The organism is Pseudoalteromonas luteoviolacea DSM 6061 (assembly GCF_001625655.1).
GTDB lineage: Bacteria > Pseudomonadota > Gammaproteobacteria > Enterobacterales > Alteromonadaceae > Pseudoalteromonas > Pseudoalteromonas luteoviolacea.
On record NZ_AUYB01000112.1, the window covers coordinates 26,482 to 40,029 of the forward strand.

A 13,548-nucleotide genomic window follows, 5' to 3' on the forward strand; every position below is an offset into this window, starting at 1 on the left:
TTCTTTATTTGCCAATGATCACGAATTCACCGCAAAACTTGGCTACCAGTACATCTCCATCATAAACATTCACAGGCACCGTATACCGAGCTTTACCATTCGTTGTTAACTCAGACAACTCTCCTTCACACTCGGATAATGTGACTGTCGCACCTGGTGCTGTTGTCAAAGGCTTAAGGTACTTAATATTGGCATCCGCCAAAACAATATCACCTTCTAAATTATGTTCCTTCAACGCCAGATAAGTTGCGCCCCAGCCAGTTAATGTCGCCATACTGTAAACTGAACCAGCAAACATTGAGTTATGTAGGTTCAGATTCGCCTTTAAATCAGCTTTGGTTGCAAACTGCCAGTCAGTATAGCTTTCCACTTTAATACCCATGGCATCACTGATTGGAATAGACTCTCGCCATGTATCTTGTAATACCTGAGTCCAATCTGGGTGACGAAACCAACCGGGCTCAGATGGCTTTTGTTTTACCATCTTCCAATGCTGTACATCGCCATATGCCAGATGCGCCTTTTCCATCACTTCATAACCGTGACGCTCGTAAAACGCTAATGCTCGCTCGCGTGCAAATAGAACCAGTTCTTGCGCGTCTTGCGTCCAAGCGACTTTTTCTAATTCATGTAAGAGTCGACTTCCCAAGTGCTGGCCACGGTGAGATTCATCAACCGCCATGTAACGCACTTGAGCCTGCTCATGATTGTTGAAGTGCAAACGCGCGACAGCAAGGACTTCACCTTCATTGTTTTTAATATACCGATGCTCAGACTCTTGTTCTAAGTCATCCTGTTCAGATCCCCTAGGTTGATGCCAAGGCGCACGAAGCACTTGCCAACGTAATTGATAGTAATCCTGCCAATCCTGACTACTTTGAGGTGAAGTTACTGGAAACATATTTACTCCTTTTTGAGCACACCTACATTAGTGCCAATTTTTGTTTTCTACCTTACAAGAAAAATAGCTGAACAGGAAATGCTCAAGATAAAATCATCGACTAATTGTGTAAAATCATCTAAACACAGTGGAATTACCTCAATCCTTGGCTATGCTGATGTAACTATGCAGGAATTTTTGACAGAATCAGGAACCGTCAGCAGCGATTTTGTAACCCAAAGCCACCAGCTAGGCCATTTGTTATATTGGCATAAGCATGGAAAGACGAGCATACAAGTAAGACAAGAAAAAACGCTCCGTTGGCTACTAATAAACAACACGTTACAGTCAATCGTTGAACTGAACCACCCAGAACACTTGCTATTCCCTCACTTGCAAGTGCTAGACAGCTTATGGCAAAAATACCCACCTCCACAGCGAGTTTTAGAGTTGGGACTGGGTGCCGGTGCCATACGTGACTACTTGCATAGTGTACATCAAGATTGTCAGGTCATTTCTGTGGATAATAATCCAGATATCATTCACTGTTACAAGCGTTACTTTGGCGGAGACCATATCAGTGAAGTCAATTGTAATGATGCTTACAAGGTATTAGAGCTTGAGAATACCACTCCATTCAATTGGATTATTTTGGATTTATTTAGTGAACTAGATGCCCCGCGGTTTCTCTATCAACATAAGTTTTATACTCTGCTGCGTAATACCCTCTCGGAACAAGGGGTGCTCTTTATAAATTTTATTGCTGAGCATGAGTCCCAGCTCAAGCAGCTAGAACACTTGCTCATCATTAATTTTGGCAAAAAGCCGCATATACATCATGTACCGGGCTATGCGAACTATATTATTGTAATTGAACGCTAAACAGATAGATTAAACGTCACCGGCCCATCGTTACACAAGCTGACTTGCATATCAGCACCAAATTCGCCAGTGGCTACGGTTAAGCCCGTTTCTTTGGCCTTTGCCACAAAGTACTCATACAGAGACAACGCTTGTTGTGGTGTACCAGCACTCGAAAAACTGGGTCTCATCCCCTTTTTTGTGTCAGCCGCCAGTGTAAATTGAGAAACCACTAGCAATTCACCTTCAATGTCCTTAAGACTTAAATTCATTTTTCCTGCATCGTCAGTAAAAATGCGATAATTACTGACTTTGTGTAATAGTTTGTCTGCGCTACTTTCGTCATCTGACTTTTCTACGCCAAGTAACAGTAAAATCCCCTGTTGGATCTCACCTACCACTTCGCCACCGACTTCAACTTTTGCGAATTTAACTCTTTGAATGAGTCCTTGCACACTAACCTCTGTTTTTATCTATTTTACACAGCAAAAGATCTGCTGCTCTGCGTATAGCCTCCGAATATACTTTATTTGTGGTGCTGTGCCCAACTCCCTCTAAAATTAATAGCCGCGCACGCACTTGTTCGGCAAATTTTTGTGCCGACGCAAACCGGCACACAAGATCTTGACGACTGTGAATCATCCACACCGGGAATTGTGTGATCTGCTGAGCATGCTGAAGGATCTGTTGCTCTTCGATAAAGCAGTGAGCTGACATGTAATGCACCATCAATTTTGCTTGTGCAACTAGGTTTCCCCCGTTGTGTAATTGGTAACGCTGTAATTGAATGTCAACGCTTAACTGCCGATCCCAATCCAGCCATAGCTGTGCCGCTTTATGCTGAAGCAATTCATCCTCACCAAATAGCTGTTCGCGGTATATATCTAAAATTCGCTCATGCGCGGTTTCGCCATGAGAAAATATTGCAAACTTTTCAGGGTAAAATTGCGCCCCAGCCCCACTGCTGCTGTATAGCCATGCCAAGTCATCCTGCGCGGCAAAAAAACTCGCCCACACTATTACTCCAACTACTCTATCGCTATGTTGCTGAGCAAATAACAGTGCTAAAGTCGCCCCCCATGAGCCACCCGCTATGACACATTTCGCCAAATCAAGGTAATCCAGTATTGCACACATATCGGCAATCAAAAATTGGGTATTGTTGTGCTCTAACGAATGTGGAGAAGAGTTGCCGCATCCACGCTGACTGTAAAGTATGATGCGATAACGTGCCGGATTAAAGTATGTTTGGGTAGGATTTTGTAGACCGGTTCCTGGCCCGCCATGACACACAAGGACGGGCACCCCCTCAGGGTTACCATATTCTTCAACATGTATTTGGTGACCATGTGAAACTGGCAAGTGAAAGCTACGCAGCACAGCACTAGGCTGATAAAGTAGGGCCATGACTAACCTCAATCTTGAGGTGTGTCAGTCTCCTTTTCATGATGTTCCGCCAAGCAGGCAGTGAACTCTGCACCTAGCAATACCACCATCCACGATAAATACACCCAAACAAATAAAATTGGGATTGTTGCCAATGCGCCGTATATTACCTCGTATGACGGGAAATGGCTGATATACATAGCAAAGCCCCGTTTGGTCAACTCAAATAGAAAAGCGGCAAATAACGCACCGGGTATCGCGGCTTGAAACGACACACGTGTATTTGGTACTAAAGTATAGAGCATAATGAAGCCAGCCATTGAAATTACATAAGGCAAGAGTTTGAGCAACAATCCGCTAAAACCGGGGATCCCTTGATCAGCAAAAGACACCAAGGAAACGATATAGGAGGTGACCCCAATACTTGCACCCAACAGTACAGGACCTAAAGTCAAAACCATCCAATATATGGCAAAAGAGATCATTAAAGGGCGTTTACTCTCCACCCGCCAAATACGATTCAAAGCACTATCTACATTGCGTATTAGCAATAGAGCAACGGCTGCTAGAAAGCTAATACCAACCGCAGTCATTTGATTAGCGTTACCGGCAAACGCACTGATATGAGATTTAATCGTGTCCGTGGAGGTTGGTACGAAATTAGTAAAGATAAAATTCTCAATCGCCAAGCGAGTATTTTCAAAACCTGGGAAAGCCGTAAATATGGCGACCCCCACTGCAATTAACGGCACTAAAGACAACAGCGTAACATACGCCAAATACCCAGCATTGATAGTTAGCTGGTCTTCTTTACAACGCTCAAAAAAGCGTTTCCACCAGCCTGGTTGCGCTTTCAAATATACGTATAGCTGGGCTTTTACTGCGGGCCAATCTTGTTTCATGTTGATTCATTGCCAATGATAACTTTGCACATCTTACCAATCCGCTTCATAATTTAAAGTAGCCATTTAAAGTAAAAGGATAAAGTATGCCTCTAAAATACCTACAAATAACCATAATGATTTTAGTCGCTACGCTTCTTAGCGGCTGCAAAAGCGCACAAAATGCTTACTATGCAGCTTGGGAGCAAGTGGGCGTGCATAAACGAGATATTCTAGTTGACCGAGTAGAAGATACTCAAGCTTCGCAACAAGCTTCCCAACAAGAGTTTCAAAGCGCATTAGAGAGACTTTCAGTATTAATAGATTTTGATGGCGGAGAGCTTGAAACTGTCTATGAGCAATTAAACAGTGATTATGAAGCCAGCCAAAGCTCAGCTGAAACGGTTACAGCCAATATCAATAAGGTTGAGTCTGTCGCTGAAGCATTATTCGATGAGTGGCAAAACGAACTGGAGCAGTATTCTAATCCGCAACTCAAACGCAGCAGTGAGAAAAAGCTGCTACAAACCCAACAACAATATAAAAAGCTGATCCGCTCCATGCGTAAAAGTGAAGCCAAAATGCAACCTGTCTTAGATTCGATGAAGGACAACGTGCTTTACCTCAAGCACAACCTTAACGCGCAAGCAATCGCAGCTATCAAGGGCGAGTTTACAAACTTAAAGCGGGATATTCAAAGCTTGATCAGTGATATGAATCGCTCTATCGCTGATTCAACGAGTTTCATTGAACAAATGAATAATAGCTAAGAACTCATTAGCCAACTAAGTAAACCTTAGTTGGCTTGTTGACCTCTGGTGTGCACTTTATCAAACACCCATCTCACATCACCTATTGGAGGCTCAAGATAGAAAGTCTTGCTCAATAAATCACACAGCTGTTCAACATTACCCACTGAGCGCTCAACCTGTTCACCTGTACGCTCATTAGAATAAAGATAACTCAAATTCCGTAATACAAAGCGTTCGTGGCCAGAGATACGTGACACAACGAGATTGTTTACGAAACTCGCCTCTGGATGTTGATGGCTATAAAAATGGCCGACATCACAATCACTTTCATAGGTTTCGAGCAAATCAACTTGATACAAAGTAACTCGCTCAGGCTTTTGTAGGGAAACTGTCACACTATAGGGGGTTCTTTCAATATGGTACTCGTTAATACCTTCACAAATTTGGGTACTGCGCTCAATTGGAATAGGAATACGCGGTGTTTTAACCCCAAAGCCAACGTCTACCAAATATGTTTTTCCTTGAAAAGTTAACTGGGTTAACCGATGTGTCCGAGCGTTAGTTTTAGTGCCATTTAATAGCACCCTTCCCAGCAAGGGCGCCACTTCAAAGCCAATCGCTTGTAAGGCCAGCATGGCAATTTTGTTATGTTCGAAACAGTAGCCGCCTTGTTGTTGCACTATCAATCGCTCAAACAACTCATCGTCATTGGTACTGAGGAATTTATCTTGCATCGCATTGAAGCTGCTGAAGCTAAAGCGATTGATATGTGCCTGAATGAGTTTGCCAACAAAAACCAGGTCAGCTGATACAGCACCTTGTAGATCAAGTTTTGATAAATAAATAGCTAATTGCGTTTGATTCATGTTATTCCTCTATGTGTCTCGATTGATTCCCTAAGTGAATAACTGCACCTTAAAACCTCAAGCAAAGTTGAGGTCAACTATTAACTTACTTCAATGAGTATTTTTTTTGCTTCGTGATGATGAAGTAATTGAAGCGCTTCAAAATCGCAGAGTGGCTTGCTCATAAAGTACCCTTGCATTTGCTGGCAATACAGTGTGGACAAGATCTGTAATTGCGCGAGTTGTTCAATTCCTTCCGCAGTGACGGTTAAATTAAAACTCTTTGCCATTGCACAAATTGCTTCTATCAATTGTCTGGGCTTACCTGCGCCTTCAATACCATTTATAAATGCCCTATCAATTTTGACACCATCCACTGGTAGCACATTCAATCTTGATAAACTGCTATAGCCAGTACCAAAGTCATCAATATAAATCCCAAACCCAAGATCATGCAGTTTTTGCAAAGGCGCGATCAACGAGTTTTCTTCTGTCATCATGGCAGACTCCGTCAGTTCAATTTTAAAATGGTCGGGGCGATACTCGGATTGCTCAAATTGATGTAGTAACCAGCTCATAAACCCTTTATGTTGGAGCTGTATAGGAGAAACGTTGACGCTGACAAACATGTTATCATCCGGCAGTTGCTGTTTAAATCGAATTGCATTTTGAAACACCCATTGCCCCAACTTAACGATTTGTGCACACTCTTCTGCAATTGGAATAAACTCAGCGGGGCTAACGATACCGAGTGTCGGACTATGCCAGCGCACTAACGCCTCAAACCCCACAACGTTTACGCCACTACTACAGCAAATTGGTTGGAATCGAAGAGACAGTTCTTGGTCCATATCGAGCGTTTGCAGCTCTCTCTCCACTTGCAACCTTCTTGAAGCCTCTGTTGCAATGGCTGACGTAAATATATGGTAATCGTTTTTACCACGTTTTTTAGCCTCGTACATGGCAACATCAGCGTCGTGCAATAACTTTTCGGCTTCATAGTTTAAGCATGGAGCTGTAAAGCGCCTTACTCCAACACTGCCGCTGACTGTATGAGTCGTGCCCTCATATTCAAACGGCAAACGAATGGCCGTCAGTATATCCTCAAGCAACAACTCAAGGGGTATGCTCAAATTGTTCACACTGATTAGGATTGCAAATTCATCTCCCCCTAAGCGAGCAATATCAGCAAAGCTCCCTACTAACTCTCGCATTCTTGCGGCAAATTCAATCAGTAACTTGTCCCCAGCTAAATGCCCCAATGTATCGTTGATCAGTTTAAAGCGATCTAAATCCAGATAGAGTAAAATATACTCACCTGGTCCACCACTGCGGTTGGTCTCTACCAATTGTAGGAAAGTCTGGCGGTTAAGTAAGTCTGTTAAGCTGTCGTGTTGCGCTTTGTATTGCAGCTGCTCGTTGAATAATTTCAACGCAGTGATATCCGTAATACGCCCTTCATAGATGACCTCATGGCTATGACATATCCAAGAGCCAGTTTGCCTCACCCATACCCCACTTGTTTGACTGGAACCTGCTAACCACTCCAGTTCATCATGAGGCTGTCGCTGTGCCACCATTTCTTTCCATTTTGCAGCGACGTCACCATCTAGCATTAGATCACTCAAGGCTAACCGCGAAGAGGCATGCTCCTCTCCCAGCAGAAGCACTTTAAATGCAGGGTTAGTATCAACCAGCACCCCTTGCTTATCTAATACAAATAGACCCTCGCTGCTATTCACAAATAGGCTTTTATATTTGCGTTCAGCAACAATATGTTGCTGAAGTGCTGTTAGGCGTTTATTTGATTCATGTTGAATTTGCTGATTGGCCTGTGCCAAGCTGGCTGTCCGCTCTTCAACGAGATTGTTTATCGTTTCATGACGCACGGTTAAATAGCGCACCTGCATTAACACCATTAAACCCAGAGCTGCTGCTATCAAAGTAACGATCGCAATGATTAACGTGGCATTGTGTAAAAGAGAAGGTGCTAATTGAGGCTGAGTGTACAAATGCATGGAGACCGATGTACCAAAAAAGTCTATCTCTGCGGTAATTCCAGCCGATTTGTCTGCTAAGTGAAATTGATCTTGCCAATCCGAGGTAAACAACAACTGCTCGCCAGCAAAAACGCGCATATGGTGGCCACTTGTTTGATATAACTGACCAAAGAGCCCTTCTAGGAGGTGATTAAGTTGAAAGCCAATGCCTAACGCACGCTGTGACTCAGGTGTCAATGTGACGAACTGTTCAATTACAACGCTCCACCGCTGTGCTTGGGGCCACTTTAGAGCCTGAAGTTCATTGTTCCCTAAACGTTGTATAAACGGATCGGTCACAGCCACAGCCGTTCCTAGCAAATGTCCAAACTCAGACACAGGCGCAGCTTTCAAAGTCGTTAAATATAAACCATTTGCACCGTCTGGTAAGCGAACTTTAAAATCAAAAAAGCCCAACGATTGATATTGCTGCTCCAAATGAGAAACTTGGTGACTGTCTATAATTGCATACGACTCTAAGCTTAACTCAAGATCTAAACCTGCCAATTGGGATTGAGCCAGATGATAAAACTGTTCTGGTGTAATATCGGAGCGAGCCCGCAGGTAAGCCTCAATAGAATATAGTAAATGAGCAAAACGCTGCAATTGATCGCTCAAGCGAGATTGATACTGTGATACATGCTGCTCAAGGTGATGATGTGTACGTTGTTTGAAGTGCGCATTAAATTCAAATCCAACGTAACATATTACACACAAATAAATGCCATATACCCACCCTCCAAACTTGGCTGGCGCTTGAAACACTTTATCCCACTTTTTTACTCTAGACATCCGCTCATAACACTGTACCATTGCACTACTTGATAATAATTCTTATTTGCGATGATTAAAAGTAAACTTTGCTGTTTTTACCCGATTTTGCTACTAAGTACCCAAGTTTTAGCCAAAGACGAGCTCAACGTTTACTCCTTTCGAAAATATGAATTAATTAAACCTATGCTGCAGGCGTTCGAAAAGCAGAGCGGTATTCGGGTCAACCTAGTGAATGGTAAATCTCAATTTTTACTTTCTCGATTAAGTAATGATGGACACAATTCTAGGGCAGACGTGATATTAAGCTCTGATCTTGTGCAGCTCAGTGCTCATAGGGCGCTATTACAACCAATGACCGATTTAAAAAGGTGGTCTGAAGTACCTGACGTATTCAAAGATCCAGATCAGCGTTGGGTCAGTGTCTCCATGCGCACCCGCGCGCTATTCGCGAATACACACAATACTGCTGCTATTCCAAACCAATTTAAACAACTTAGCGACCCACAAATGAAAGGTCAGTTCTGTGTAAGAGATTGGCGACACAGTTACAACAGAACTTTATTTGCCAGTTTGTTGGCCAGCGACAGTGCCCCCAACACCAGTTGGCTAAAAAATGCCAACCAGCTTTTGGCAAAGCGCCCGTCTGGGGGAGATAGAGATCAACTACGCGCACTGGCGAAAGGGCAGTGCCAGTTTGCCTTAGCAAACCATTATTATTGGCACATGATGAAACAGTCTAACAACAAGCAGGATGTCAAACTTGCAACGCAAATTGAGATGCACTTTTTGCAAATGGCAAATGGTACAACCCCAGTTTCAACGACCACAGCAGCCATAGCAAAATATGCTCCCAACAAACAAAACGCATTAATGTTTATCGATTTTTTACTTTTGCCAGAAACTCAGAAAATGTATGCGCAGCTCATCAATGAATTCCCTGTGATGGAAATCAAGGGCTACACGCTGCCATTTAAGCCCGCCCTAGAAAATATAAATAAAAGCTTACACTACACCGAAAAGGTCGAGGCGGCACTCCCGCACAACTAACATTTAGCCTGTACCGAATAAAGCAATAAAGTTTACAAATTTATGCTTCATATGAGTGCGCCTTTGCCACAAATTAGCGCAGCTGGGAAAGTGATTTACTGGGTTTTTGCCACCCATTTTTGAACAGACGATTTAGGGTATAAAACATCTTTGAACAGGCGATGTTTTTCAAATACCAACCCTTTTTCCGTACTCGGCAACCCTACCTGTACCTGACTATGGTGCGTGTTGAAACGCGAAATCAAGGTGAGTTTATCCTGCGCTCTTTTAAGGTGAGTATTTAGATATACACGCACATCATCGGCCGTCATTAAACCCAACGCATCTAAATTCATTAATTCTTTTTTTAATGCAGAGCGAATACCCATCGTAGGTCTCCCTGTGTTGTCATAATGGAATTAATCAAATTGCTAGCAAAATACACACCAATTGCTGCATTTACATTAAAGACCACCACTTTCACGAAAAAGTTTCGTCATTCATCTTGTCTGCGCGGTATACTGTCGCAAAGACGTTTTTAGAGTTGTGATATGAATCAAGAATACATCGAAATTGAACTCGAAGAAGAACCCATCGAGCTCTGTAACCTATTAAAAGTGCTCGATTTCGCCGAAACTGGTGGTCAAGCCAAGCAGCTAATTGCGATGGGGTATGTAGCTGTAAATAGCGAGCTTTGTACTCAAAAACGCAAAAAAATGTACTCAGGCGATAGCCTTGAGTTTGATGGAGAAGTCTTTTTACTGACATTGGCTGAAGGGGCAACCCCAAGTCCAAGACCCGCTACTCCACCAATAAAACCAGCCCAAAGTAATGCGACAGCTAATAAGGCGACTAAAAAGCAATCCAATAAAAAGCGTAAGAAACAGCCTCAAGTCGACAGTAAAACAGGCAGAAAGCCTATCTCATTTGGTTAATTAAACTATCAAGGACAAACATGAGTATTTGGTTTAGACCTGTTACCAAGGCACTGTGCCAATCCTTAGATCAAGGACTCCATGGCAAAGGCTCCTTGATGGCCACGCTTGGCATTGAGATAAGTGAAATTGGCGACGATTTTCTTGCAGCGACAATGCCAGCAACGCCACACCACCACAACCCCATAGGTATGGTTCACGGTGGCGCTAATGTTGCACTAGCGGAGACAGTCGCAAGTTATGCTGCTAATTTCGTTGTAGACTTTGAGCGTTATTATTGTGTGGGACAAGAAATCAACGCCAATCATTTAAAAGCCTCACGTAATGGTGTATTAACGGCTGTAGCGAAGCCGCTTCATCTGGGAAAACGAACTTCCGTTTGGGAGGTCAAGGTCACAAATGCCAAAGGCGAGCTATGTTGCGTCTCAAGAATGACCGCAGCAGTTATTGAACGCGCAGTAAAATAAGCCCTACTCATGCAAAGGCACTGATAGCGACAATCGTTTAACAAAGAGACAATCAATAACCCCCTGTGCAGGAATGAAAATACAATGGAACAAGTCGACACAATCGTAATCGGCGCTGGCGTCATAGGGCTGGCCATTGCAGCAAGACTCAGTAAACACAATGAAGTCGTGCTGATTGAACAGGGGCACCACTTTGGCGAGCATACCAGTAGCAGAAATAGCGAAGTCATTCATGCCGGCATTTACTATCCTAGCGACAGCTTAAAAGCTCGTACTTGTGTAGAAGGGAAAGCGCAGTTGTACACGCACTGCACTGAGTTTTCAGTCCCTTTTGCCAAAATCGGCAAAGTGATCACCGCCCAAAATTCGCAAGAAGAAGAGAAACTCGCCTCACTCCTTAAACAGGCTCAAAGTAATGGCGTAGATGATTTATTCTGGCTAAGCAAATCGCAATTGGAGCAAAAAGCGCCGCAAATTAATGCTGTTGCAGGATTGTACTCCCCCTCAACAGGTATTGTGGATAGCCATCAATTTATGCTGTCATTACTTGGTCAATTGGAAAGCAATCAAGGGCAATATGTACCCTGCACTCAGTTTGTTGGGGCGAACCCAACAGCGCATGGCTTTGATGTACAACTAGATTGTGATGGCACCCCATTTAAATTGAGCTGTCGCCATTTGGTCAACGCAGGAGGGCTATTTGCTCAGCACAATGCTACTTTGATTGAAGGATTGCAACATAGCCATATCCCACCGACTCACTATTGCCGAGGTCAGTATTTCAGTTACCAAGGGAACCACCCATTTAAGCATTTAATTTATCCGATACCAGAAGAGCATGGTTTAGGTATCCATGCGACGTTAGATTTAGCTGGGCGACTGCGCTTTGGTCCGGATACGCGGTTTATTGATGAATTGAATTATGATACTGATGAGACCGCGTTAGAAACGTTTTACCAAGCAATTAAACGCTATTGGCCAAATGTCGATAAGCAACGTCTGCAAGTAGACTATGCCGGTATTCGTCCAAAAACGCAGCGCCAAGGTCAACAAGATTTCCAAATTGAGGGATTTAGCCACCATGGACTTGCTGGTCTGATCAACTTATTTGGTATCGAGTCACCCGGCCTCACAGCCAGTTTAGAAATTGCCAAGGCTGTTGAAGCACTGCTCACCACTGAGCCGAATTAAAAAAGGGCTGCTAAAGCAGCCCTTCTAATGTTTTTCAACACTGTGTTAGATATCTTCCAATGTTTTGGCTCGTTCATCCATTAGCTTTTGTAAATTCTGAGCATCTTTAACTAATTTTTTCACATCCGTTGGCTTCATGTTATCCACATCAATTTTCCCATCTGCTTGGCCTTTTTCTTGACCTAGCTTTTCTAGTATTTCCGTATTTTCAGCAGCCATAATCGTGATTTTGGTGGGGTCTAGTGTATGTACTTGACTATTTACCCTTGTATTTGGTCTATCAGAATAATGCCAATTCCCCTTGGCATCTTGCCACTTATATATGGTTGTTTGAGAGGTTGCAGTTTCCTCATCATTGAGGACTTTTTTAGCTGAGTCCACAACATTATTGAGCTCTTGCTTGGATTTATCTAACAGCGTGCTTGCTTGTTGCTGTGCTTCTCCAAAGATCATATCTACGCTAAGCCAAGGTTTGCCATCGGGACGTTTGATCACAAATAATGACCCTAGCCCAATCAGCATAATCATTATCATCAGGTAACTTGAATATTTCATTTCGGCACTCCCTGTTTCTTGAGGCCACACTTTTATAGTATAGCGTCTTCTTATGCTAGAGTTTGACAATTGAGTAGAAAATTATCAATTCAAAATTGCAATAATTCACCTTCTTTAGACAAAAAAACAGCCGCTGTAATAAGCGACTGTTTTCATAGAAATTTGAACTTAAACTATAAAGCTTTAGATTCCATCACCATCAATGTGTAGACCACACTCTCGGTTCAAACCAAAGAAACGAGTTTCTTCTTCAGTCATACCAGGTTCAAGCTTACGAGTTGTGTGGACGTCCCCCATAGACACATAACCTTGCTCCCACAAAGGATGATAAGGTAAGTCATGTTTAGTCAGGTATTGATATACATCGCGGTTATTCCACTCAATTATCGGATACACTTTTACGCTGCCACGACTGATCTCTAATATTTGCTTGTCAGCACGTGATGAAGACTGCTGTCTGCGTAACCCGCTAAACCATGTACCGACGCCAAGCTCTTTTAAAGCACGTGTCATCGGTTCTACCTTGTTAAGCGTATTATACTTTTTAATTCCTTCTTCACCTTGCTCCCAAAGCTTGCCATATTTTGCTTCTTGCCAAGCAGGGCTATAGTCGCTACGAAAAACTTTTAAATTTAACTGCAACCTTTCTGTCAATTCATCGATAAATCGATACGTCTCAGGGAATAGGTAACCGGTGTCAGTTAAAACCACAGGAATATCGCTCTTTTGCTGTGATACCAAATGCAACATCACCGCAGCCTGAATACCAAAGCTGGACGACAGCATATGGGTATCAGGTAAGTTTTCTAGCGCCCAAGCAACACGCTCTTCGACACTTTTTTGTGCCAACATGCCGTTAGCATCAGCAAGCATTGCTTGTTGTGTCGCTTTATCTAACGTCAATATTTGCTTAAATTCGCTCATAGCTTGTCCTATTATCGGGCGCATAGCGCCCA

The 13,548-nt window shown here is 43.1% G+C and carries 15 protein-coding genes; 6 read left to right on the forward strand and 9 right to left on the reverse strand.

What is annotated here, in order from left to right; genetic code table 11:
• Positions 1-4: 4 nt before the first annotated feature.
• Positions 5-901: a bifunctional GNAT family N-acetyltransferase/hotdog fold thioesterase gene (locus tag N475_RS15690; protein ID WP_063358461.1), complete on the reverse strand. Its 897-nt coding sequence runs from the start codon at positions 899-901 to the stop codon at positions 5-7.
• A 78-nt stretch (positions 902-979) separates the two neighbouring features.
• Here N475_RS15690 and N475_RS15695 point away from each other — a divergent pair, with 78 nt between their 5' ends.
• Positions 980-1,762 (forward strand): spermidine synthase, encoded by a 783-nt coding sequence (locus N475_RS15695; RefSeq protein ID WP_227008456.1) that lies wholly within the window; start codon positions 980-982, stop codon positions 1,760-1,762.
• On the opposite strand, the gene dtd is transcribed toward N475_RS15695, so the two are convergent.
• Genes dtd through N475_RS15710 form a run of 3 tightly spaced genes read right to left on the reverse strand, consistent with a single transcriptional unit; the run spans position 1,759 to position 4,029 of the window.
• Positions 1,759-2,196: a D-aminoacyl-tRNA deacylase gene (gene dtd, locus N475_RS15700; protein WP_063365559.1), complete on the reverse strand. Its 438-nt coding sequence runs from the start codon at positions 2,194-2,196 to the stop codon at positions 1,759-1,761. The two genes, N475_RS15695 and dtd, sit on opposite strands and share 4 nt — an antisense overlap.
• 1 nt (position 2,197) lies before the next feature.
• Positions 2,198-3,148 (reverse strand): alpha/beta fold hydrolase, encoded by a 951-nt coding sequence (locus N475_RS15705; RefSeq protein WP_063358464.1) that lies wholly within the window; start codon positions 3,146-3,148, stop codon positions 2,198-2,200.
• Between the two features lie 8 nt (positions 3,149-3,156).
• Entirely contained in the window at positions 3,157-4,029 is an 873-nt protein-coding gene (locus tag N475_RS15710; protein WP_063358465.1) for a virulence factor BrkB family protein, read from the reverse strand.
• Positions 4,030-4,115: 86 nt separating this feature from the next.
• Between N475_RS15710 and N475_RS15715 the strand changes: the two genes are divergently transcribed.
• Complete coding sequence (locus N475_RS15715) at positions 4,116-4,778, forward strand: DUF2959 domain-containing protein (protein WP_063365560.1); 663 nt, start codon at positions 4,116-4,118, stop codon at positions 4,776-4,778.
• A gap of 26 nt (positions 4,779-4,804) precedes the next feature.
• Here the strand turns inward: N475_RS15715 and N475_RS15720 are convergent, their stop codons facing one another.
• Positions 4,805-5,626 (reverse strand): arylamine N-acetyltransferase family protein, encoded by an 822-nt coding sequence (locus tag N475_RS15720; RefSeq protein ID WP_063365561.1) that lies wholly within the window; start codon positions 5,624-5,626, stop codon positions 4,805-4,807.
• 80 nt (positions 5,627-5,706) lie between these two features.
• Complete coding sequence (locus tag N475_RS15725) at positions 5,707-8,436, reverse strand: putative bifunctional diguanylate cyclase/phosphodiesterase (RefSeq protein WP_081232448.1); 2,730 nt, start codon at positions 8,434-8,436, stop codon at positions 5,707-5,709.
• A gap of 51 nt (positions 8,437-8,487) precedes the next feature.
• Here N475_RS15725 and N475_RS15730 point away from each other — a divergent pair, with 51 nt between their 5' ends.
• A complete protein-coding gene (locus N475_RS15730) occupies positions 8,488-9,465 on the forward strand; it encodes an extracellular solute-binding protein (protein WP_063358468.1) in 978 nt (325 codons plus the stop codon).
• Between the two features lie 95 nt (positions 9,466-9,560).
• Here the strand turns inward: N475_RS15730 and N475_RS15735 are convergent, their stop codons facing one another.
• Positions 9,561-9,833, reverse strand: a complete 273-nt coding sequence (locus tag N475_RS15735; RefSeq protein WP_063358469.1) for a hypothetical protein — start codon at positions 9,831-9,833, stop codon at positions 9,561-9,563.
• Positions 9,834-9,995: 162 nt separating this feature from the next.
• Between N475_RS15735 and N475_RS15740 the strand changes: the two genes are divergently transcribed.
• From N475_RS15740 to N475_RS15750, 3 genes are all read left to right on the forward strand, one after another.
• Positions 9,996-10,379: an RNA-binding S4 domain-containing protein gene (locus N475_RS15740; RefSeq protein WP_063358470.1), complete on the forward strand. Its 384-nt coding sequence runs from the start codon at positions 9,996-9,998 to the stop codon at positions 10,377-10,379.
• A gap of 20 nt (positions 10,380-10,399) precedes the next feature.
• Positions 10,400-10,846 (forward strand): PaaI family thioesterase, encoded by a 447-nt coding sequence (locus N475_RS15745; RefSeq protein WP_063358471.1) that lies wholly within the window; start codon positions 10,400-10,402, stop codon positions 10,844-10,846.
• An 84-nt stretch (positions 10,847-10,930) separates the two neighbouring features.
• The gene (locus tag N475_RS15750; protein WP_063365562.1) at positions 10,931-12,037 is read left to right on the forward strand and encodes an NAD(P)/FAD-dependent oxidoreductase; all 1,107 of its coding nucleotides are present in this window, start codon (positions 10,931-10,933) and stop codon (positions 12,035-12,037) included.
• A gap of 45 nt (positions 12,038-12,082) precedes the next feature.
• On the opposite strand, the gene N475_RS15755 is transcribed toward N475_RS15750, so the two are convergent.
• Positions 12,083-12,592: a DUF4124 domain-containing protein gene (locus tag N475_RS15755; protein WP_063358473.1), complete on the reverse strand. Its 510-nt coding sequence runs from the start codon at positions 12,590-12,592 to the stop codon at positions 12,083-12,085.
• 183 nt (positions 12,593-12,775) lie between these two features.
• The gene (locus N475_RS15760; RefSeq protein ID WP_063358474.1) at positions 12,776-13,516 is read right to left on the reverse strand and encodes a phosphoadenylyl-sulfate reductase; all 741 of its coding nucleotides are present in this window, start codon (positions 13,514-13,516) and stop codon (positions 12,776-12,778) included.
• Between the last annotated feature and the right edge of the window lie 32 nt (positions 13,517-13,548).